Origin of the sequence: Pseudomonas mandelii (assembly GCF_002251635.1) — a bacterium.
In the GTDB taxonomy this organism is placed as follows: Bacteria; Pseudomonadota; Gammaproteobacteria; order Pseudomonadales; family Pseudomonadaceae; genus Aquipseudomonas; species Aquipseudomonas mandelii_B.
In genome coordinates this window covers 23,427-45,520 of the sequence record NZ_NMOJ01000076.1, presented here as the reverse complement: position 1 = coordinate 45,520, position 22,094 = coordinate 23,427, and the positions used below count along the sequence as shown (strand labels likewise).

The window sequence follows — 22,094 nt, the reverse complement described above, 5'->3', positions numbered from 1 at the left end:
CATCCGATATTGCGACACCTTAAGTAAACGATACGTTGAGCTGCGTTTAAGATTTGCATGATGTGAAGAGAGGTAAGTATGACGGCATCATCAATGCGTGCTGTATCGACGACTGCAATAGTCAGGGGCTTCAGTACGAGACTCAAGGAGATCTCAATCCGTGCCATTGAGTCCTTGGTCATTGTCAAAAATAATCAGCCAGCAGCAGTCATTATCAATGTCGATGTCTATCAGGAAATGCTCGACGAGCTTAAGGATCTTCGCGTTGAAGCAGCGGCTGCGGAGCGCTTGGCCGGTTTTGATCAGGCCAATGTAATTTGTCACGACGATATGAGGACACGGTACGCCAGGAAAGACTAAGTACCCGTCTCTAGGGTGGTAGACGCATTTGCACAGACTGGCATGCGGATCCTGTGGGAGCGGGCTTGCTCGCGAANGCGGTCTGACATCCAACATTGATGTTGACTGACACGCCGCTTTCGCGAGCAAGCCCGCTCCCACAGGGATCTGTGGTGATTAGTTGAATCGGTAAATATGAAAAAGCCCCCGTTACTGAGAGGTAACGGGGGCTTTTTTTGGGCGCGCCTCAGATCACTCCTGAGCCGTCTCACCTTTGGCCTGGCGCTTCTCGATGATGTCCACCAAGCGCTTTGCCAGCGCCGGGTAGTTCTCGTCGAAGTGATGCCCGCCCGGCAGCTTCACGGCTTCGCCCACAGCGGTCTTGTCGGTGCAGCCACTCTCGTCGACTTCTTCGGCACCGTAGATGCACACCACCTTGTCGGCGGGCAGCTTGGCCATTTCCGGGCCGGTAGCGGCCTCTTTGCCTGCGTTGCCGAGCCAGCCTTCGACTTCGATTTCGAAGCTGCCGGTGCGGGCGAAGGCGAGCAGGATGATGGCGTCGACGCGTTGCTGTTCGGCGGGTTCCAGGCGGTTGTAGATGGCGGGCAGTACGTCGGCGCCGAACGAGTAGCCGGTCAGTACGAAGCGCTTGGTGCCCCACTTCTGCCGGTAGTGCTGCATCAGTTCGCTGAGGTCTTTGGCGCTTTGTTCCGGGGTCTTGTGCTGCCAGTAGTAGCGCAGCGTGTCGATGCCGACCACCGGGTAGCCGATCTTGGCCATTTCACCGGCCACGTCGCGGTCCAGGTCACGCCAGCCACCGTCACCGGAGAGGAACAGGGTGACGGTATCTTTGGCTTGCCCGGCCGGGACTTCAACCACCGGAATCTGCAAGCCACCGGCAGCTTTGTCGCCACCGACCAGGATTTTGCGCAGTTCGTTGTTCAGGACTTGCGGCAGGTTGATGTCGTAGTCGCTGATGCTGGTTTCGGCGTTGGGTTGATCGCGCACGAAGCCGGCGCTGGTGTCGTCCGGGTTGTCGTTCCAGGCCACCAGCCAGTGACCGTGAGCGGCACTTTTTGGCAGCAAGTGGGTGCAGCCGGGTTTTTCCAGGGCCAGGTCGACGGAGACGGCCTGGGCCTTGTCGTCCTTCTGCTCGGACAACCAGCGCCACGCCAGCACCGCGCCGGGGCCGATGCCGCTGACCAGGGTCGCCGGGCCTTTGAGTTCTCGCAGGCCCGATTGCAGGGCGCGACTTTGCAGCAGGCAGTCTTTTGGCAGAATAACCTGAACGATCTGTGCCGAAGCGCTGCGGCTCAGGGTCATCAGTTGTTTGTCGCTGAGTTTCTGGTCTTCATTGACCGCCACCAGCACCTGGGCGCGTGGCGTGTTGCCGGGGATGACGCGCGTCATCGCCGTGCCATCGGCCGGCTTCAGCTGTTCGAGGGTCGGTTCGGGGGCCGGGCGTTTCAGGTACCAGTAACCGCCACCGAGAATCAGGGCCAGCACTACCAGTGTGGCCAGTACGTACCGCAAGGAGCGTCGAATCATCAGCGTTTCACCAATCCAGTCAAGCCGCCCGCAATCAGGGCGGCGGTATCGGCCAGTGCCACCAGCGGATCAAGTCCTGCGGGCACGGCCATATAACGGGGTTCCCAGTCAGGCTGGAACTTGTCTTTGAAGCGGCGCAAACCTTGGAAGTTATACAGTTGCTCACCACGGCGGAAAACCATCGAGCCCAGACGCTGGGTCAGCGGTGCGCCACGCCGGGGTTGCAACCCCGACAGCGGCACCATGCCCAGGCTGAAGCGCGCGTAGTCATGGTTCTTATAATGTTGAATCAGGCCGACCATCATGAACTCCATGGTCAGCTTCGGCGCGTCCGGGTGCGCACGCATCAGGTCGAGACTGGCCAGGTCATGGTTGTAGGTCTCGAGCAGGTTGGCGAAGGCCACCGGGCGCCCTTCGAAGCGAATGATCGCAATGCGAAAGTGCTTGAGGTAGTCGTCGCTGAAACGGCCCAGGGAGAAGCCCTTTTCCCGTACGTTCTTGCCGGTCAGCCAGGCATCGGAGATGACTTTGAGTTCATCCATCGGCGCCTGGCCCGGTTCGCAGATCTCCAGGGACAGGCCGTCCCGGGTGCCACGGTTCCAGGTGTAGCGCAAATCCTTCATCTCTTTGCCCTTGGCTTCCAGGTCAAAGCGTTTCAGGTCGACACGGGCTTCTTCGCCCAGCTTGATCGCGGTGAGGCCGATGTCCATGTAGTACGGCAGGTTCTCGGCGCGTACCTGGTAGAACACCGGGCGGGCGTGATGGATGTCGCACAGGTCGCGGAACTGCCAGATCATCTCGGCGCGGGGTTGGGTCGGGCCGATCGGGTCATACAAGGCCACCAGGCTGCGCCCGCGACGGGCATACATCAGGAAGGCCTCGTCGTTGGGGTGAAACAGCAGCGCCTTGTCACCGGTCAGGGCCAGGCCACCGTCCGGTTGGGCGGAGGCCATCAGGATCTTTACCGCGCGATCCAGCTCGTCAGGCGTCGGCAAGTGGATCACCGGCCGCGCAGTGCGCAGCAGCCAGGTCAACGACACGATCACCAGCAACACTGCCGCACCCAACAATGAGCGCAAGCCGCGCGGGGCATCGGCGTCGAGGGTGAACTGCCACCAGAGTTGATGGCTATAGGGAACGTCCTGGTACGCAAACAGCAGCAACCAGATCGAGGCGCCGAGCACGCACAGGCTGGAAACCAGATAGAGCGGTGAGAACGGCAGTTCGGTGAGGCGGCTCGGGCGATAGAACGAGCGCCGGAAAACCCCCAGCAGGCTCGCCGTCAGGGTCATCAAACAAGCTTCTTCCCAGTCAAAACCCTTGAGCAGAGAGAGCAGGGCGCCGACCAGCAATAGAACGGTGGTCAGCATCCATGCGGCGGACAGCCGACGACGCAGACCTTGAGCTAGCAACAGGCACAGCACGCCGACCAGGCTGGCACCAAAGTGCGAGGCGTCAATCAGGCGGTGGGGAATCAGAAAGCCGATGTTTTCCAGGCGTGTGTCGATTTCCGGCGTTGCGCCGGANAACAGCAGCACCACGCCGGACAGGAACACCAGCACCGCCAAAATCGGCGCCGCCAGACCGGAAGCGGCGCGCAGGGACTGGCGCGACTGAAACAGGCGCTGGCCTTCGTTGATCAACAGGAACACACACGCCACCAGCAGCGGCAGCACGACGTAGATCAGGCGATAGAGCAGCAGCGCAGCGGCCAGTGGTGCAGCGCCGAGCGTGTCGGCGAAGGCGGCCAACAGAATGGCTTCGAATACACCCACGCCGCCCGGAACATGGCTGAGTACACCGGCGGCCAGGGCCAGCAGATACACCAGCAGGAAGGGGCCGAACGGCGGCGCTTCCGGCAGCAACATATAGAGCACAGTGGCGGCGGCCGCCACGTCCAGTGCGGTGATGATCAACTGCAGGAAGGTCAGGCGCCGGCCCGGCAGGCGCAGCGTGCGGCGCCCGGCCTTGACCAGCAGGTTGTCCGGGTAGGGTTGTTCCGGCAGGCGACGGCGGTAGATGCCGATGGCCAATACGCTGAACAGCAGCAAAACCGCCGCGGCAACGCCCCCCAGCAAACCCTCGGATAATCCCAGGGCCGCCGAGGCGGCAGGCAGGTTGCTGAGGGTCGCCAGGGCGGCCAGGGGTGGCAGGGCGCAGCCGAGCGAGAGACTGGCGAACAACGTCATGTGAGCGACTTCAGCAGCGCCCAGGCCGTGACGTGCATATAAACGGTAGCGGACCGAGCCCCCCGAGAGCATCGAAAGACCGATGGCGTTGCCGATGGCAAATGCCGTGAACCCGCCTAACGCCATGATGCGCGGCGCCAGTGTCACGCCCGCGTAGCGGCTGGCGGACCATTCGTACCCGAGCAGAATGATGAAACCGACCACGGTCGCAGCCAATGCGCCCAGCAATGCCGGTTTCGGTACCTCCAGGATCGAGTCATGCAAAGCGTACAGATCGAGTTCGCTCAGCAGATGACGACAGGCAATCAGCGCGATAGCGAACAACAGCAACGTCACCGCCAGGCCGATGGGCTGACGATATTTGCTGACCAGATCCAGCAAGCGCAAACGCTCGGCCNTAATCGGTTGTTCCGCTGTGACGGTGTCTTGTGGTTCAGACGAGTTGGCGCGCATCAATCACCTCGTGGATTGTGCGCGACAGGATGGAGGTATCCAGCCAAGTTACCAATCCCTATGGAAAAAAATAATCACAAATATTAACGCCTCTCACCGGTTGGCGGCGATGGCATGTCATTGAGCGTAGAGGGTTGTGTCTGCGATTCAGCATAGTCTGAACTCACAGCCTGGGTGATCCCGAACGCTTCACTACACTGTGACAGGTCATTGTTGCGAAAGGACTTTTTCAACGGATACAAAAAAGGCCACTCTTTCGAGTGGCCTTTCTTGATGTTTGGTTGCGGGAGCCGGATTTGAACCGACGACCTTCGGGTTATGAGCCCGACGAGCTACCAGACTGCTCCATCCCGCGTCTGTGTGGCGGCATTCTATAGAGATACGCCTGTGTGTCAACCGTTAATCTGGAACCAGGTCAAATAAGCGTGAATTAGCGGCGAACGGTCGCAGGGCAGACTTAAGCTTCGGAATCAGAACGATTTCTCACTTCTGGTAAACAGAGCGGTAAAAAACAGAGGCGCACAAAAAAGGCCACTCTTTCGAGTAGCCTTTTTTGATGTTTGGTTGCGGGAGCCGGATTTGAACCGACGACCTTCGGGTTATGAGCCCGACGAGCTACCAGACTGCTCCATCCCGCGTCTGTGTGTCGGCATTCTACAGCGGANCGCNGGGGTGTCAACCNTNAATCTGGATAAAACCTGTTCTGGTTCAATCGCTTAGCGGCAAAGTAGGGCAGGGTGATCGTCTGCGAGGCAGGCGTGGCAAGGCTTGCAGCTCTATTAGGCGACGCTTTTCGATTGAGAAAATAAATTCACCGGTTACTTTTCCTACCGGTGGGTAAGAAGATTCAGACTACTGGTGCTATATACAGGTGTCAGTGAGATACTGCCGATCCGGCACGCCAAGACTCCATTTCTTCACCATGAACACCGCTTTTATATGAGCCAGCGAAAAATCATCCACGTCGATTGCGACTGCTTCTACGCTGCCATCGAGATGCGTGACGACCCGCGCCTGGCGGGTAAGCCGCTGGCGGTGGGTGGTTCTGCGGATCGGCGCGGGGTGATCGCCACCTGCAACTATGANGCGCGGGCATATGGCGTTCGCTCGGCCATGTCCTCGCGCCACGCCTTGAAGCTGTGTCCGGACCTGACCATCGTCAAGCCGCGCATGGATGCCTATAAAGAAGCGTCGAAGGAAATCCAGACGATCTTTCGCGAATACACCGACCTGATCGAGCCACTGTCGCTGGACGAGGCCTACCTTGATGTCTCCGACAGCCCGCATTTTGGCGGCAGCGCCACACGTATCGCCCAGGACATTCGCCGTCGTGTCTCCAACCAGTTGCACATCACCGTGTCGGCCGGCGTGGCGCCGAACAAGTTTCTGGCCAAGATTGCCAGTGACTGGAAGAAACCCAACGGTTTGTTTGTGATCACGCCGGATCAGGTCGAGGACTTTGTCAGCGGTTTGCCCGTCAGTAAGTTGCACGGCGTTGGCAAAGTGACCGCCGACAAGCTGGGCAGGCTCGGCATTGTCGATTGCTCGCATTTACGCGAGTGGGACAAGCTGTCACTGGTGCGCGAATTCGGCAGCTTTGGCGAGCGGCTCTGGAGCCTGGCCCGTGGGATTGATGACCGCGTGGTGCAGAACGACAGCCGGCGGCAGTCGATCAGTGTTGAAAACACCTACGACGTGGACCTGCCGGATCTGGTCAGTTGCCTGGATAAATTACCCGAGCTATTGGAAACCCTGGCGGGCCGCATGGCGCGGATCGACAGCAGTTACCGCGCGGGCAAGCCGTTCGTCAAAGTGAAGTTTCATGACTTTACCCAGACCACCCTGGAGCAGGCCGGGGCAGGGCGGGACCTGGAGAGTTATCAACAGCTGTTGAGCCAGGCGTTCAATCGTGGCGGGAAACCGGTGCGGTTGTTGGGGATTGGCGTGCGACTGGAGGATTTGCGGGGTGGGTTTGAGCAGATGGAGTTGTTTGAGCGGTAGTTTTGCGGTGAATGTGAGGGCCTCTTCGCGGGCAAGCCTCGCTCCTACAGGTATCGCATCTTGTAGGGGCGAGGCTTGCCCGCGAAGCTTTTGCTTTTAATTCGGTCCAGGATCCGCCACCAGTCGCCCGGCATCCTTGGTCAATGACTTGAGGAATTCCTGCTGCAACTCGGGATCGTTACGGGTCAGTTCGATCAGGCTTTGTTCCAGTTCGCTGGCTTCTTCTTCCAGGCCCAGTTCCGACAGGCGTTTGACCCGGTGAACCCACTGGCTCACTTCGTCGTCTTCGAGGTCGTCATAAATCAGGCCGTGCGCTTCGAGCAGCTTGCCGCGCAAGCCACTGCTGACCGCCAAGGACGAATCGCTGTGCACATCGTCCTGACCGTCTTCGACGCTGATCAGCAGTCGGCTCAGATGATTGATGTCATGTTCGGCGAACGGGCTGTCCAGCAGGTTCAGGCGCAGAACACCGTTTTTGTCGGTGCTCAGATCAAATGTTTCCTTACCCGCTTTCACCACCACCGGGCGCTCGCTCCAGGGCAGGCTCGAATACTCCGTGCGCTTGTCGCGCTGGACCTCATCGATCCCGGCCAGGTTTTGTTGCGCCCGACCGTTGGACTGCACGTTCATGAGCGGGTTGAGCCCGGCAAAACCGTAGCTCAGCCAATCCTTGGTCACGCTGTCCGGCAGACTGCCAAGGGTGAATACGTTGACCACGTTCGCGCCGACACCGCCCACCACCGCTACCGCGCCCAGCGGGATCTCGTAGACCTCCCGCCAGGGTTGGTAGGGCGTGTAGCGATCATAGTGACGGGTGACTTCGAATTCGGTGACCTCGAAGGTNTTTTGCTCGTGNATTTTCACCCGGCGTTGTGGAAGCTCCAACACNTTGGGTTCGCCTACATCGATTTGCAGGCTGTGATCGAGCAACTTACGCTCGCCCCGCTCCTCGTGCTCACTGCGTTGCGACATCTGGTTGGCGCAGCCGCTGACCAGCAGGGCGCCGCACAAGGCGGCGCCCCCCAGGGCTCTGGTGTTTCGCTTGAACATGACTTCTCTATCTGGTTTCAGCGACGAATACGCGCCTGAAGGAAAGACAGCACGTCAGCCACCGGCAACGGTTGGGCTTCGGCTTCGGTCCGGCTCTTGTATTCCAGATTGCCATCGGCCAGGCCGCGGTCACTGACCACGATCCGGTGCGGGATGCCAATCAGTTCCATGTCGGCGAACTTGATGCCCGGGCTGGTTTTCTTGTCCCGGTCATCGAGCAACACTTCAAAACCGGCTGCAGTCAGTTCTGCATAGAGCTTGTCGGTGGCTTCACGAACCTGTTCGGTTTCGTAGCGCAATGGCACCAACGCGACCTGGAATGGAGCCAGCGTGTCGCTCCAGATAATCCCGTTGGCGTCGTTGTTCTGCTCGATGGCAGCAGCAACCACGCGGGACACACCAATGCCGTAGCAACCCATTTCCAGGGTGACCGGCTTGCCGTTCTCGCCCAGCACTTCGCACTTCATCGCCTTGCTGTACTTGTTGCCCAGCTGGAAGATGTGCCCGACTTCAATGCCGCGCTTGATTTCCAGAGTGCCCTTGCCATCCGGGCTTGGGTCACCGGCTACCACGTTACGCAGGTCGGCAACGGTCGGAACCGGCAGATCACGCTCCCAGTTCACGCCGAAATAGTGCTTGTCGTCGATGTTCGCGCCGATACCGAAGTCGCTCATCAGCTCGACCGAACGGTCGATGATGATCGGCAACGGCAGGTTCAGTGGGCCGAGCGAACCGGCACCGGCGCCAATGGCGTCGCGCAGCTCGGAGTCGGTGGCCATGACCAGCGGGCTGGCCACGCCTGGCTGCTGGGCTGCCTTGATTTCGTTGAGCTCGTGGTCGCCACGGATGACCAGGGCGATCAGCTTGCCTTCTTCTTCGGCGCGCACGATCAGGGTCTTGATGGTCTTTTCGATCGGCAGGTTGAAGCCTTCGACCAGTTGCGCAATGGTCTTGGCGTTCGGCGTGTCGACCAGGCGCAGTTCTTCAGTCGGTGCTGCGCGGGAGGTTTCACGCGGTACGGCTTCGGCTTTTTCGATGTTCGCCGCGTAGTCGGAGCCGTTGCTGAACACGATATCGTCTTCGCCGGAGTCGGCCAGTACATGGAACTCGTGGGAGCCGGCGCCACCGATGGAGCCGTTGTCCGCTTCAACCGGGCGGAACTTCAGGCCCAGGCGCGTAAACACGTTGCAGTAGGCGGTGTGCATGCGGTCGTAGGTGGCCTGCAGCGACGCCTGGTCAGCGTGGAACGAATAGGCGTCCTTCATGATGAATTCGCGGCCGCGCATCAAGCCGAAGCGTGGGCGGATTTCGTCACGGAACTTGGTCTGGATCTGATACAGGTTCAGCGGCAGCTGCTTGTAGCTGCTCAGCTCGTTGCGCATCAGGTCGGTGATGACCTCTTCGTGGGTCGGGCCGGCGCAGAAATCGCGACCGTGGCGATCCTTGAAGCGCAACAATTCAGGGCCGTACTCTTCCCAGCGCCCGGACTCCTGCCACAACTCAGCCGGTTGGGTACTTGGCATCAACACTTCCAGAGAGCCGGCGGCGTTCATTTCTTCGCGAACGATCGCTTCGACCTTGCGCATCACCTTCAAACCCATGGGCAGCCAGGTGTACAGGCCGGAGGCCAGTTTGCGGATCATGCCCGCGCGCAGCATCAGCTGATGGCTGATCACGACCGCGTCGGAAGGCGTTTCTTTCTGTGTGGCGAGCAAATATTGACTGGTGCGCATGGTTGGCCGTTGTCGGTTGCTGATGACGAGAAATGACGGAGCATTGTACGGGCGAGATCCGCTGGCGTACAGGCGTGCGGTCGGCGGTGTGGCAGGAGGGCGGGAATCGTCGCGCCCTCTGCGAAATGTCCTACGATTCTTCCGCGACCTGGGTCGGCACCGGTTCGGGTGTCGGCGTCGGGCCTGCGCGGCGGCTCTCCTGGAACCAGTGCAGGGCGATCAACAGCAGGGTCGGAACACCCAGCAACGCCGTGATCAGGAAGAAGTTGTGGTAACCGAATTTCTCCACCATGACCCCTGAATAACCGCCGATCAGGCGTGGCAGCAGGAGCATGATCGAGCTGAGCAGGGCGTACTGGGTGGCGGAGAACTTGAGGTTGGTCAGGCTCGACAGGTAGGCGACAAAGGCCGAGGTGGCCAGGCCTGAGCTGAAGTTATCCAGGGAGATGGTGAAAATCAGCATCTGCAGGTCCGGGCCCATGTCGGCGAGCATCAGGAACAGCAGGTTGGTGCCGGCCGACGTAATGCCGCCGATGAGCAGAATCGGCAGGATGCCGAAACGCACGATCAGCAGGCCGCCCATGCCGGCGCCGAGCAGGGTCATGATCAGGCCGAAGATCTTGCTGACCCCCGCAATCTGGTCCTTGGTAAAGCCCTGGTCGATGTAGAACACGTTGGCCATCACGCCCATCACCGTATCGGACATGCGATAGGTCGCAATCAGCCCAAGCAGCAGCAGCGCCTGCCAGCGGTAACGCAAAATGAAGTCGTTGATCGGCGTCAGCACCGGTGCCAGGCCGCGACGGCCCATGGCCGACAGGCACATCAGCGTCAGTGTGGTGTAGAGGATCGCGCGCAGGAAGGCGCGGTCTTCGAGCAACAGCTCGAGCGGGCTCACGCCTTCGAACAGCACGCTGGCGAAGTCCGTGTTGTACAACTGGGTGAACATCGCGGGGACCGACACCAGCAGTACGATCAGCACGAACACCGAGACCAATTGGTGCGCGAAGCTGTAGCGGCCGGCTTGGAGTTGAGTACGCAGGGGTACAGGCGGTTCGCGCATGAACAGCGTCGTCAGCAGCGCCGGGACCATCAGGGCGCCAAACAGCACGTAGGTGCCGGCCCAGGCCGAATGCTGGTAATTGAAGCCCGTGGAGCCAAAGCCTTCAGCGAAAAACAGCGCGCCGGCCGTCGCCAGCAACGCGGCGATCCGATANCCGGACATGTAACTGGCGGCCAGAGCGGCCTGGCGGCTGTCGTCGGCGATTTCCAGGCGATAGGCGTCTACCGCGATGTCCTGGGTGGCTGAGGCGAAGGCAACGATGACGGCAATGGCGATCAGCCAGGACAGATGTTTTTGCGGGTCGCAGAAGCCCATGCCGATCAACCCGAGGATCACCAGCGTCTGGGCAAGTACCAGCCAGGAACGACGACGTCCGAGTTTACCGAGCAGCGGCAGGCGCCATTGGTCGAGCAGCGGCGACCAGACCCATTTAAAGGCATAGGCCAAGCCGATCAGGCTCGCATAGCCGATGGTCTCGCGGGCCACGCCGGCCTCGCGCAACCACACAGAAAGCGTCGAAAACACCAACATGTAAGGCAAGCCGGCGGCAAAGCCGAGCAACAACAGCACTAACGTCGAGGGGCTGGCATAGGCGGCGAGCGCGGCGCGCCAGGTTTTACGGGGCATGGGCTGGAGTCTGCCTCAGATTTGCGGAAACAAAGCGCGCACTCTAACCGCTGTGCTCTACCGGGCGCCAGCCATGACGCTGAATATCAACGCGATTGTTCAGGATACTGACGCCTTCACTGCGCAAACGCGCACGTTGCTCATCCCCTGAAGGGCTGCCCACGGGCAGGCTGATCCGACCGCCGGCACCGAGCACGCGGTGCCATGGCAGCTTGGTGTCGCCGGGCAGTTGGCTCAATGTGCGTCCCACCCAGCGCGCGGCTCGGCCCAGCCCGGCCAGTTCGGCGAGTTGACCATAGCTCACCACTTTGCCCTCGGGCACTTGCGCGAGGGTCAAGTAGAGCGCCGTGCGTCGAATTTGCGCCGCACTTTCGGTTTCAGTGGTTGGGTCGGTCACGTCCGTGGTTCCTGAAGAAGTTCGCCTTACCGTCCGTAGAGTAAGTCCTGGATGCGCAATTGAGAAATGAACTCAATAGAAATAGTCGGGTCAGTCCTTGCTAGGGTCTTATTCTCAGGGATAATGCCGACTTTTTTTCGCAAACTTGAGCCTGTATTTGCTTATGGTGTCCAGAACCCTGCTGTGCCTTGCTGTCATGAGTGCCTCCACGCCGTTGCTCGCNGATACCGTCTGGTTGAAGAACGGTGACAAACTGAGCGGCAAGATCACGCTGTTCGATGGCGGTAAATTGCTGATCCAGACCGAATACGCCGGTGCGGTCCCGATCGACTGGAAGCAGGTCAAGACCCTGGAAAGTGATCAGGAGTTACTGGTCAAGCAGGATGCCTACACCGGCGAGAAGGCCAAGTCGCTGCATGCGGCAGACGACGGCAAGGTGACGCTTGAAAACGGCGAGGCGCCGAAGACGGTCGAGCTGGCGAGTATCCAGCAGATACTCAAGCCCAAGCCGGTGGTTGAAGATCTGGTGTGGAAAGGCAATGTCGACGCGGCGCTGGATTACCAGCGTGCGGAAAAAGACACCGATGACTACGACATCGACTTCAAGACCACTGCGCGCCATGGCAAATGGCGGCACACGGCGGAAGGCGAGTACAACCGCGAATTCCAGGATGACGTGGTTACTACGGACAACTGGCGGGGCGAATACTCGCTCGACCGCTTCCTGACCGAGAAGTGGTTCTGGCAAGGCCGTGCGGTCTATAAGCGCGACAAGGTAGAAGACCTGTCCCGTCAACGCACTGTCGGTACCGGTCCGGGTTACCAGTTCTGGGATAACGAGCTCGGCGCATTCTCCCTGGGTTCGCTGGTCAACCGCACGGACTATGAGTTCTCCGACGGCAGCAAGGAAAACTTCTATTCCCTGGCGATGAAGTGGGACTACAACCGTTATCTCATCGGCAAGAAGGTGGAGTTCTTCACCAATGGCGAGGTGGGCAAGCCGTTGTCGGGCGTAGCGGATTACGCGCTCGATGCCGAAATGGGCTTGCGCTACAAGGTCACCGAGTGGGCGTCGCTTAACCTGAAGGCCGAGCGAGACATCATCAGCGGCACCGACGATGCGGATCTGGACAAGACGCGTTACACCGCAGGGTTTGGCGTAGCCTGGTAAGACGCAAAAAATCGCAGCCATGGGCTGCGATTTTTTTTTGCCTGCAAAACACGCAGGCACAAAAAAGCCCCGCTTTTGAGGGCGGGGCTTTTTACTNAAGTCAGTACAAGTTAGATAACTTGAACTTCTTCAGCTTGCATGCCTTTCTGACCGCGGGTAGCGATGAAAGAAACCTGTTGGCCTTCTTTCAGGCTTTTGAAGCCGTCGGATTGGATAGCTTTGAAGTGAACGAACAGGTCGTCACCGGATTGTGGAGTGATGAAGCCGAAGCCTTTTTCATCGTTGAACCACTTAACGGTACCAGTTTGGCGATTAGACATGGTGTATCTCCTTGGACAAAGTTAACTGCGACTCAGGAAAAGCCCTGGCCGAGACTGAGTGCAAAGAGCAGGAAAAATTCTTGGAGATGGTTGGATCGAAATTCAACATATCGTGTAGAGATTCTCAGTGACACAAGCAGCACAGTGGCGCCACCTTAACCCTTTTTCCGGAACGTGCCAATGCTTCGTGCGAAGGTTTCTCTGTTTTCATGACTGACGGTGCACCGGATTACGGCGAACGGCCAGATATCACAGGGGATCGGCGAGAATTACGCCCCGGACTTTGAACCCGGAGCGCGCGCCCGGTAAGATGCCGGACAGAATTTTTCCACCTCGCTATTCAGGACACCCGCCATGAGCATCAAATCGGACAAGTGGATTCGCCGCATGGCGCAAGAGCACGGCATGATCGAACCCTTCGTTGAACGCCAGATCCGTGGCGAAGGCGCGGCTCCCGTGATTTCCTACGGTGTATCCAGCTACGGCTACGACGTACGCTGCGCCGATGAATTCAAGGTGTTCACCAACATCAACTCCGCCATCGTCGATCCGAAAAACTTCGACGAAAAGAGCTTCGTCGACGTCAAGAGTGACGTGTGCATCATTCCGCCAAACTCCTTTGCCCTGGCGCGCACCGTGGAATTCTTCCGTATTCCCCGTGACGTGCTCACCATCTGCCTGGGTAAAAGCACCTACGCGCGCTGCGGCATCATCGTTAACGTGACGCCGCTTGAGCCAGAGTGGGAAGGCCATGTGACCCTGGAGTTTTCCAATACCACCACGTTGCCAGCCAAGATCTACGCCAACGAAGGCGTGGCGCAGATGCTGTTCCTGCAGTCCGACGAAGAGTGCGAAGTCTCCTACAAGGACCGTGGCGGCAAGTACCAGGGCCAACTCGGCGTCACCCTGCCACGCACCTGAGCCATTCATCTGGCAGGTCGCGGGAATTCTTGAGCGGGTAGACACTCTATTGGGTGTACTGCCCGGTTCGCGTACAGCGGACGGGGCCATTGCTCAGGAGTGCTTTATGAAGATCGATCCGCGAATAAGTGCCGAACTGGCAAGGCTTGAGCCCAATCAGATTGGCGTCTTGGCCTGGTCCTTGTTGGCACATCCAGCCATCAGCATGGCAGGGGGCATCCCCGGCCAGCCTGATCCTGATACCCCAAACGAACAGCCTACCGAGCCCGGTGAACCCACCCTGCCGGATGAGCCGCCTCCTGCGCCTGTAGCCTGATCTGCCTCGACAATGAATGGTCAGTCAGCTGTAGTCCTTGAAGACTTCAGCTGACTGGCCATATTTGATCTGCCTCGACAATGAATGGTCAGTCAGCTGTAGTCCTTGAAGACTTCAGCTGACTGGCCATATTTCGTTGTCGCCGATGACAAAGATCCTACAGCTGTCGTCCCGTTCGACCTGATAACCGCCGGTGAACGCGCCAAAGGCCGGTAGCAGGCTGATGTCCTCCCCCAATCTGAAACACGCCAGGCGCAAACGCTGCCGACCTTTGCCGTTCAGCCGATAAACCGGATGCACATGCCCGGCCAGTACATGCCGGTGCGGATGCGGGTCGGGCTCATGCTGCAAGGCGAACGGCCCGAGCAACAACGGCTCGGGCACCACACGTATGTTTAACGACGCCGGCGGGTCCCCGGCGCGTTTGTCGTGGTTGCCGCGGATCAGCGTCATCGGCAGATCCGGGTGCCGCGCTCGCCACTCAGCCAGGGCGCTTAACGTGCCGCAAGCATGGGAGCCAGGCCCGTGCAGAAAGTCCCCGAGGAAAATCAGCTGACGACAGGGCAGGGCGGCCAACAACGTGTCCAGCACCGCGACATTGCTGGCGGTGGTGCCATGGGGCACCGGCTGGCCAAGGCTGCGATATGCCGCCGCTTTGCCAAAATGCACATCGGCGATCAGCAGGGCTTGTTGCGCCGGCCAATAAATGGCTTTTTCCGGCAGCAGCCACAGCTCTTCACCGGCCAGTTTCACGGGGTAGGGCGTACTCATCAGGTTTTTCCAGTTTCGGCGGTTTTCTCAAGGTCGGTGACCATGCGTCGGATACGGTCCGCGAGTTTTTCCGAACTCATGCTTTCCCGCATGCGCTCAACCAACAGGGGAAACCCCAACGGTGTAGGACGTTTGATCTGATGCAGGTCCAGTTTCAGTCGATTGATACGCGCCAACGTCTGTTCCAGACGATGAATATCCAGTTCTTCCCGTAAAACTTCTTCTCCGGCCTGGGCCAGCAGCAGATTCTGCGGGTCATATTGCTTGAACACTTCATAGAACAAGCCGCTGGACGCCTGCACCTGACGGGTGCTTTTCGGCGCGCCGGGGTAGCCGGCAAACACCAGCCCGGCGATGCGTGCGATTTCGCGAAAGCGGCGCAGGGCCAGTTCGCCGGCATTCAAGCTGGCGAGGACATCGTTCAACAAGTGCTCGGGGCTCAACAGGCCGGGGTTCAACACCTGCGACCAATCCACAGAGGTGGCGCTGAGCAATTCCAGTCCGTAATCGTTNACGGCAATCGAAAAGGTCACCGGCTGCAGTTGGCTGACCCGCCACGCCAACAAACTCGCCACCCCCAGATGCACTTGGCGCCCAGCAAAGGGGTACAGGAACAGGTGCCAGCCTTCGCGGGATTTCAATGCTTCGGCCAGCAACGAATTCGAGGTCGGCAACCCGGACCAGCGTCGCTGCACCTCCAGCAGCGGCCGCAGAGCCCGCATCTCCGGGCCAATGAACTCGCCTTGCTCCGCCGCACTGAAACGCGCGACCACCGCCTGCGCCAGTTCNTTGGAAAGGGGCATGCGCCCGCCATTCCAGCGCGGCACGGCAGCTTTTTTCGCGGTGCTGCGTCGCACATAGGCGGTCATGTTTTCCACCCGCACCAGCTCCAGCAAACGCCCGGCAAACAGAAAACCATCACCGGGTTTGAGCCGGGCGATAAAGCCTTCCTCGACACTGCCCAGGTTCTTGCCGCCACCGCCCTTGCTCCAGAATTTCAGTTGAATGCTCGCATCGCTGACGATGGTGCCGATGCTCATGCGATGTCGCCGCGCCAGTCGCGCATCCGGTACGCGCCAGACGCCCTGCTCGTCAGGCTCGACCCGGCGATAATCCGGATAGGCTGTCAGGGAAAGTCCGCCATGGCGTACAAACGCCAGCGCCCAGGTCCAATCCGCCGCCGTAAGGTCTCGATAAGCCCAGGCGCCACGGACTTCTTCATACAACTCATCGGGCAGAAACCCACCACCCAGCGCCATGCTGACCAAGTGTTGAACCAGCACATCCAGCGGTTTGTGCGGCGACTCCCGGGGCTCGATGCGGCGTTGCGCCACGGCATCTTGAGCCGCCACCGCTTCGATCAGCTCCAGGCTGTGCGTCGGCACCAACGTCACCCGTGACACTCGCCCCGGCGCATGACCGGAACGCCCGGCGCGCTGCATCAAGCGCGCCACACCTTTGGCCGAGCCGATCTGCAGCACCCGCTCAACCGGCAGGAAATCCACGCCCAGGTCCAGGCTGGAAGTACACACCACCGCTTTGAGCTGGCCGTCCTTCAGTGCTCGCTCGACCCAGTCACGGGTGTCTCGTGACAATGAGCTGTGGTGCAAGGCGATCAGCCCGGCCCAATCGGGGCGCGCCTCCAGCAAGGCCTGATACCAGATCTCGGATTGCGCGCGAGTATTGGTGAACACCAGGCTGCTGGGGCTGGAGTCTATTTCGGCGACGACTTGCGGCAACATCTTCAAACCAATGTGCCCGGCCCATGGAAATCGCTCGATGGCGGGCGGCAGCAGCGTGTCGACCCGCAGTTCCTTGGAGGTCTGGCCTTGAACGCTGATGCCGCCACCCTGTGGGATCAATACCTGTTCGGCGTGGGCTTGATTACCCAGCGTCGCGGAAGCGCCCCACACGATCAGGTCCGTATTCCATCGGCGCAAGCGGGCGAGGGCCAGTTGCAGCTGCACGCCGCGCTTGTTGCCGAGCAGTTCGTGCCATTCGTCGACCACCACCATGCGCAAGGTCGATAGCGCTGTTTGCGCATCGGCACGGGCGAGCATCAGGGTCAGGCTTTCGGGGGTGGTGATCAGCGTGGTGGGCTGGCGACGAGTCTGACGTGCGCGTTCGCTGCTGCTGGTGTCGCCGGTGCGCAGGCCGACGCTCCAGGGAATCTGCAAGGCGTGNANCGGNGCTTCNAGGGCGCGAGCGGTGTCGGCGGCCAAGGCGCGCATGGGCGTTATCCACAGCACCGTCAGCGGTTCGGCCAGCGGTTTTCGTTTGCGAGGATTTTCAACAGGGGCGGTGGACGTTGCGTAGCGATTGAGCGCAGCAAACCAGACTGCATAGGTTTTACCGGCACCGGTGCTGGCGTGCAGTAATCCGGACTCACCGCGCTTGACGGCCGTCCACACTTGCTTCTGAAAGGCGAACGGCTTCCAGTCGCGGGTGCTGAACCAGTGTTTTGCGTAGTCGGGGGAGGATCCCATGCCGGCGGTGTGCGCTCTGAAAGTGTTCTTTCAGTGACCGCGGCGCAAGGGCAAAGGTTTAATGAAGAAACGCGATCCTGTAGGAGCCAGCAAGCCGGCTCCTACAAAGGGGNGCGGCGCAAGGGCAAAGGTTTAATGAAGAAACGCGATCCTGTAGGAGCCAGCAAGCCGGCTCCTACAAAGGGGGGGGGTTACTTGAGGTTGCCGCTCANAAACTGCTGCAGGCGCTCACTCTTCGGGTTGCCCAGCACATCCTCGGGCGTGCCTTGCTCTTCCACCAGGCCCTTGTGCAGGAACAGCACCTGGCTCGACACCTTGCGGGCAAAGCTCATTTCGTGGGTGACCATGATCATGGTGCGGCCTTCTTCGGCCAGGCCNTGAATCACTCGCAGCACTTCACCCACCAGCTCCGGGTCGAGGGCCGAGGTNGGTTCGTCGAACAGCATGACTTCCGGNTCCATGGCCAGCGCCCGNGCGATGGCCACGCGTTGTTGCTGGCCACCGGACAGAAACGCCGGGTATTGATCCGCCACGCGCGCCGGCAANCCGACCTTGTCCAGGTAGCGTCGNGCGCGGTCTTCGGCNTCCTCCTTGCTGCAACCCAGCACCCGGCGCGGGGCCATGGTGATGTTTTCCAGCACGGTCATGTGGCTCCACAGGTTGAAATGCTGGAACACCATGGCCAGGCGCGTGCGCAGGTTTTGCAGTTCATCGGGGTCGGCCACGTGCATGCCGTGGCGATCCTTGACCATGCGGATGTTCTGACCATCCAGGGTCATGGCGCCGTCGTTGGGTTGTTCGAGAAAGTTGATGCAGCGCAGAAAGGTGCTTTTGCCCGAGCCGCTGGCGCCGATCAGGCTGATCACGTCGCCGGTGTTGGCCTTGAGNGAAACGCCTTTGAGCACTTCATGGTCGCCATAGCTTTTATGCAGGCCTTCAACGGTCAATTTGTACATGGGGCGTGCATCCTCAAGGCGAAAGTAGGTAGCCGCTGCGGTAGGCCTCATGGCCTGCGACATGGCTGATCACCATCCCGGCAGTGGCCATGCGCCGCAGCGAACGGGCGTACATCAGGCCGGCGGCGGTGCAATGAACGGGGGTGACGCGATCGTTGATCGGGTCGATGATTTCGGCGATCAGTTGCCCGGCTTCGAGGTATTCCCCCGGTAGCGCGGTGAACACCAGCAGGCCGCCCACTGGTGTCGTNACCGGCTCGACACCCGCCAGCGGGGTGGCCGGGTAGGGCAGGTCGGGCAATGGCGCTGCTTCGCCGGCAATGGCGCCGAAGTGAATCAAATAGTCGATGATCGCCTGGCAATCGAGGCTGGCCAGGCCGTGGTTGACGTCGCCTTGGCCGCGCAGTTCGACGGTCACCGAAAAGCTGCCCATGGGGATCGGGAACTGTTCGCCGAAGCGTTCTTTCAACTGCCACCAGAGCAGGGTGAAGCATTCATCGAACGACTGACCGCCGGAGTCGGTGGCCAGCAGGCTCGCTTCGGCACCGATGTAACGGGCCAATGGCTCCACCTGCGGCCAGGCGTCGGGTGTGGTGTACAGGTGCGCCACGGCTTCGAAGTCGCAATGCAGGTCCAGCACCATGTCAGCGTCGCAGGCCAGGCGTTGCAGGGTCAGGCGCTGGGATTGCAGTTGCGTGCTTGCGGTCTGCCTGGCGAGGGCGTTGCGCAGGCTTTCGCGGATCAGCGTGAGGTTGCGCTGCGGATCATCGCTCAGATGGCCTTCGATCTCGTTGCCTACCGCTTCGCTCAAATCGACGAACAGGCGATTGAAGTTCTGCCCGCTTTCCAGCTCGTAGCGACCCAGTGGAATGTCCATCAACACCTGTTCCAGGCCCACCGGGTTAGCGATGGGCACCAGCACGATTTCGCTGCGCAAACGCCCGGCCGCCGCCAGTTTCGCCAGGCACGCCTTGAGGTGCCAGGCCACCAGCATGCCCGGCAGTTCATCGGCATGCAGCGATGACTGGATGTAGACCTTGCCTTTGGCCGACGTTGGGCCGAAGTGGAAGCTGTGAATCTGTCGAGCGGTCCCCGGCAGCGGGGCCAGCAGGTCATGTATCTGGTGGCGCATGTTCGTCTCTTTATTCCTGAAAACGGGTCCTAGTGGGTCGGCCCGAGGAACGCCAGCCATCGGCGTTCGGCGAGGCGGAACAGGCCGACCAGCGCGAAGGTTACGGTCAGGTAGATCAGCGCAGCGATACCGAANGATTGAAAGGTCAGGAAGGTCGCCGAGTTTGCGTCCCGGGCAACCTTGAGAATGTCCGGCACCGTCGCGGTAAAGGCCACCGTGGTCGAGTGCAGCATCAGGATCACTTCATTGCTGTAGTACGGCAATGAGCGGCGCAGGGCCGACGGCATGATCACATAGGCATACAGCTTCCAGCCGCTCAGGCCATAGGCCTTGGCCGCTTCGACTTCACCGTGGGCCATGCTGCGGATCGCCCCGGCGAAAATCTCCGTGGTGTAGGCGCAGGTGTTGAGNGCGAACGCCAGGATGGTGCAGTTCATCGCATCGCGAAAGAACGCATCCAGCACCGGCTGTGCCCGCACTGCGGCAATGCTGTAGATCCCGGTGTAGCAAATCAGCAGCTGGATATACAGCGGCGTGCCGCGAAACAGGTAGGTGTAGAACTGCACCGGCCAGCGAATAGAGCGTTTGCGCGACACGCGGGCGATGGACAGCGGGATCGACACCAGAAAACCAAAGACCAGCGAGGCGCTGAGCAACCACAGGGTCATGGCCAGGCCGGTGATGTTGTTGCCGTCGGTATAAAGGAAGGGTTTCCAGTATTCCTGCAAGAGTTCGATCATCGTACAGCCTCCCGGGAGCCGGCGGCGTAACGGCGTTCGAGCCAGCGCAGGACAAAGTTGGAAGCGCTGGTGATGACCAGGTAGATCAGCGCGGCNAGCACCAGGAAATANAACAGTTGATAGGTGCTCTTGCCNGCGTCCTGNGCGGCCTTGACCAGGTCCGCCAGGCCGATGATCGACACCAGCGCGGTGGCCTTGAGCATCACCANCCAGTTGTTGCCNATGCCCGGCAGGGCAAAGCGCATCATCTGCGGGAACACCACGATTCGAAAACGCTGGCCGCGTTTAAGGCCATAAGCGGTAGCGGCTTCGACCTGGCCCCGAGGCACGGCGAGAATCGCCCCGCGGAAGGTCTCGGTGAAATAGGCACCGTAGATGAAGCCCAGGGTGATAACCCCGGCGCTGAATGGGTCAATTTCGATGTAGTCCCATTCCATGAAGTCAGTAAAACCGGTCAGCCAGATTTGCAGGCTGTAGAAAATCAGCAGCATCAGCACCAGGTCCGGCACGCCGCGAATCAGCGTGGTGTAGAGCTGGGCGGGNACCCGCACCATTTTGACTTTTGACAGCTTGGCGGTGGCGCCGAGCAGGCCGAGCAATACGGCCACCAGCAGCGACAACGCCGATAATTTGATGGTCATCCAGGTGCCTTCCATCAGCAACGGACCGAAGCCCTTGAGGCTGAAGGCTGAGAGCCCCAGGTTTTGTAATAGGTTTTCGAACATAAATCAGCAACCTGATCGGATGAAAAAAGCGCCCATCGCGAGATGGGCGCCGGGCATTATTTGCCGCTGTACAGGTTCAGATCGCCGAAGTGTTTCTTCTGGATGGTGGCGTAGGTGCCATCATCGTGTAACGCTTTGATACCTTTATCGAGCAGGGCCTTGAGGTCTTTGTTACCTTTTTTGATACCGACCGCAGTTTTGGCTGGCAGCAGTGCGTTGTCGACTGGCTTGCTGACATCGTAATCNGCGCCCNCTGGCGACTTCAAAAAGCCCAGTTCGGCTTGCAGCATGTCCTGAATCCCTGCGTCGAGACGACCGGAAGTCAAGTCGGCATAGACCTGATCCTGGTTGGCGTAGGCCTGGGTTTTAACGCCGGCCTTGTCCAGAACGGCTTTTGCATAGGCTTCCTGGATGGTGCCTTGTTCGTAGCCGACGGTCTTGCCCTTGAGCGAAGCGACGTCTGCGGTGACGCCAGAACCTTTCTTGAACACGTAGGCGGTCGGGCCGGAGAACAGCTCGCTGGAGAAGTCGATGACTTTTTCGCGGGCCTCGGTGACGGTCATCGAGGANATCACACCGTCGAATTTATTGGCCTTGAGGCCNGGAATCATGCCGTCGAANTCACTTTCGACCCACTTGCACTTGACCTTCAGCTCGGCGCAGATCGCATTGCCTAGGTCGATATCGAAACCCACCAGGCTACCGTCGGCCGCTTTCGATTCGAACGGAGCATAGGAAGGGTCAACGCCAAAACGCAGTTCTTTGTATTCCTTTGCNNTAGCAACACCAGCAGCCATGCACAGAGCCAGTGCAGAAAGGGTCAGCAATGCTTTTTTCATTATGTAATCCCTAAGAACCAATATGAGCGCTTGTGGCGCAGAATTATTGTTACTGGAAAGCGTAAGACCTAATGAAAGTAGCAATTTCCGAACCAGAGTCCCGAACAAGCGTTTTAAAAGGTGATTCAAGAAGTGGCAGGAGGGGATTTGTGCACGAAATCGGGCGTCGGAAAATAGCTGCACCATCTTGGTTCGGGATGACACAAATTCCTGTGGGAGCGAGTAAGCTCGCTAGCACAGGGGGGGATTGGGTTAGCNGGTTCGGGATGACACAAATTCCTGTGGGAGCGAGTAAGCTCGCTAGCACAGGGGGGGAT

The 22,094-nt window shown here is 59.8% G+C and carries 19 protein-coding genes and 2 tRNA genes; 5 read left to right on the top strand and 16 right to left on the bottom strand.

Going from position 1 to position 22,094, the window contains the following annotated elements:
• Positions 1–78: 78 nt before the first annotated feature.
• On the top strand, positions 79–360 hold the full coding sequence (locus B7L09_RS10990; RefSeq protein ID WP_094468821.1) for a type II toxin-antitoxin system Phd/YefM family antitoxin: 282 nt from the start codon (positions 79–81) through the stop codon (positions 358–360).
• A gap of 231 nt (positions 361–591) precedes the next feature.
• On the opposite strand, the gene B7L09_RS10985 is transcribed toward B7L09_RS10990, so the two are convergent.
• From B7L09_RS10985 to B7L09_RS10970, 4 genes are all read right to left on the bottom strand, one after another.
• Positions 592–1,887, bottom strand: coding sequence for a virulence factor family protein (locus B7L09_RS10985; protein WP_094468820.1), 1,296 nt, complete (start codon positions 1,885–1,887; stop codon positions 592–594).
• Positions 1,887–4,529: a bifunctional lysylphosphatidylglycerol flippase/synthetase MprF gene (gene mprF, locus B7L09_RS10980; RefSeq protein WP_094468819.1), complete on the bottom strand. Its 2,643-nt coding sequence runs from the start codon at positions 4,527–4,529 to the stop codon at positions 1,887–1,889. Before mprF ends, B7L09_RS10985 begins: the two co-directional genes overlap by 1 nt.
• A 278-nt stretch (positions 4,530–4,807) precedes the next feature.
• A tRNA-Met gene (locus tag B7L09_RS10975) sits at positions 4,808–4,884 on the bottom strand.
• A 206-nt stretch (positions 4,885–5,090) separates the two neighbouring features.
• Positions 5,091–5,167, bottom strand: a tRNA-Met gene (locus tag B7L09_RS10970).
• A gap of 301 nt (positions 5,168–5,468) precedes the next feature.
• On the opposite strand from B7L09_RS10970, the gene dinB reads away from it, so the two are divergent.
• Positions 5,469–6,530, top strand: a complete 1,062-nt coding sequence (gene dinB, locus B7L09_RS10965) for a DNA polymerase IV (protein WP_094468818.1) — start codon at positions 5,469–5,471, stop codon at positions 6,528–6,530.
• Between the two features lie 96 nt (positions 6,531–6,626).
• Here the strand turns inward: dinB and B7L09_RS10960 are convergent, their stop codons facing one another.
• From B7L09_RS10960 to B7L09_RS10945, 4 genes are all read right to left on the bottom strand, one after another.
• Complete coding sequence (locus B7L09_RS10960; protein WP_094468817.1) at positions 6,627–7,580, bottom strand: hypothetical protein; 954 nt, start codon at positions 7,578–7,580, stop codon at positions 6,627–6,629.
• A gap of 17 nt (positions 7,581–7,597) precedes the next feature.
• On the bottom strand, positions 7,598–9,313 hold the full coding sequence (locus tag B7L09_RS10955) for a proline--tRNA ligase (protein ID WP_094468816.1): 1,716 nt from the start codon (positions 9,311–9,313) through the stop codon (positions 7,598–7,600).
• A gap of 130 nt (positions 9,314–9,443) precedes the next feature.
• A complete protein-coding gene (locus tag B7L09_RS10950) occupies positions 9,444–11,003 on the bottom strand; it encodes an AmpG family muropeptide MFS transporter (RefSeq protein ID WP_094468815.1) in 1,560 nt (519 codons plus the stop codon).
• A gap of 43 nt (positions 11,004–11,046) precedes the next feature.
• On the bottom strand, positions 11,047–11,400 hold the full coding sequence (locus B7L09_RS10945; RefSeq protein ID WP_077750279.1) for an MGMT family protein: 354 nt from the start codon (positions 11,398–11,400) through the stop codon (positions 11,047–11,049).
• A 163-nt stretch (positions 11,401–11,563) separates the two neighbouring features.
• Between B7L09_RS10945 and B7L09_RS10940 the strand changes: the two genes are divergently transcribed.
• Entirely contained in the window at positions 11,564–12,571 is a 1,008-nt protein-coding gene (locus tag B7L09_RS10940; RefSeq protein ID WP_042932327.1) for a DUF481 domain-containing protein, read from the top strand.
• 110 nt (positions 12,572–12,681) lie between these two features.
• Here the strand turns inward: B7L09_RS10940 and B7L09_RS10935 are convergent, their stop codons facing one another.
• On the bottom strand, positions 12,682–12,891 hold the full coding sequence (locus tag B7L09_RS10935; protein WP_002554837.1) for a cold-shock protein: 210 nt from the start codon (positions 12,889–12,891) through the stop codon (positions 12,682–12,684).
• A gap of 354 nt (positions 12,892–13,245) precedes the next feature.
• Between B7L09_RS10935 and dcd the strand changes: the two genes are divergently transcribed.
• Entirely contained in the window at positions 13,246–13,812 is a 567-nt protein-coding gene (dcd, locus tag B7L09_RS10930; protein WP_094468814.1) for a dCTP deaminase, read from the top strand.
• A 106-nt stretch (positions 13,813–13,918) separates the two neighbouring features.
• Entirely contained in the window at positions 13,919–14,128 is a 210-nt protein-coding gene (locus B7L09_RS10925; protein ID WP_010462659.1) for a hypothetical protein, read from the top strand.
• Between the two features lie 114 nt (positions 14,129–14,242).
• Here B7L09_RS10925 and pdeM read toward each other — a convergent pair whose 3' ends face one another.
• From pdeM to B7L09_RS10890, 7 genes are all read right to left on the bottom strand, one after another.
• The gene (gene pdeM, locus B7L09_RS10920; RefSeq protein WP_094468813.1) at positions 14,243–14,899 is read right to left on the bottom strand and encodes a ligase-associated DNA damage response endonuclease PdeM; all 657 of its coding nucleotides are present in this window, start codon (positions 14,897–14,899) and stop codon (positions 14,243–14,245) included.
• Positions 14,899–17,385 (bottom strand): ligase-associated DNA damage response DEXH box helicase, encoded by a 2,487-nt coding sequence (locus tag B7L09_RS10915; protein WP_094468812.1) that lies wholly within the window; start codon positions 17,383–17,385, stop codon positions 14,899–14,901. Before B7L09_RS10915 ends, pdeM begins: the two co-directional genes overlap by 1 nt.
• A 191-nt stretch (positions 17,386–17,576) precedes the next feature.
• Positions 17,577–18,341 (bottom strand): ABC transporter ATP-binding protein, encoded by a 765-nt coding sequence (locus B7L09_RS10910; RefSeq protein WP_094468811.1) that lies wholly within the window; start codon positions 18,339–18,341, stop codon positions 17,577–17,579.
• Positions 18,342–18,354: 13 nt separating this feature from the next.
• Positions 18,355–19,473: a succinylglutamate desuccinylase/aspartoacylase family protein gene (locus tag B7L09_RS10905; protein ID WP_094468810.1), complete on the bottom strand. Its 1,119-nt coding sequence runs from the start codon at positions 19,471–19,473 to the stop codon at positions 18,355–18,357.
• 29 nt (positions 19,474–19,502) lie between these two features.
• Entirely contained in the window at positions 19,503–20,213 is a 711-nt protein-coding gene (locus B7L09_RS10900; RefSeq protein ID WP_094468809.1) for an ABC transporter permease, read from the bottom strand.
• Positions 20,210–20,938, bottom strand: coding sequence for an ABC transporter permease (locus B7L09_RS10895; protein ID WP_094468808.1), 729 nt, complete (start codon positions 20,936–20,938; stop codon positions 20,210–20,212). The genes B7L09_RS10900 and B7L09_RS10895 overlap by 4 nt, the downstream gene beginning before the upstream one ends.
• Positions 20,939–20,994: 56 nt before the next feature.
• Positions 20,995–21,777, bottom strand: a complete 783-nt coding sequence (locus tag B7L09_RS10890) for a transporter substrate-binding domain-containing protein (protein WP_094468807.1) — start codon at positions 21,775–21,777, stop codon at positions 20,995–20,997.
• Between the last annotated feature and the right edge of the window lie 317 nt (positions 21,778–22,094).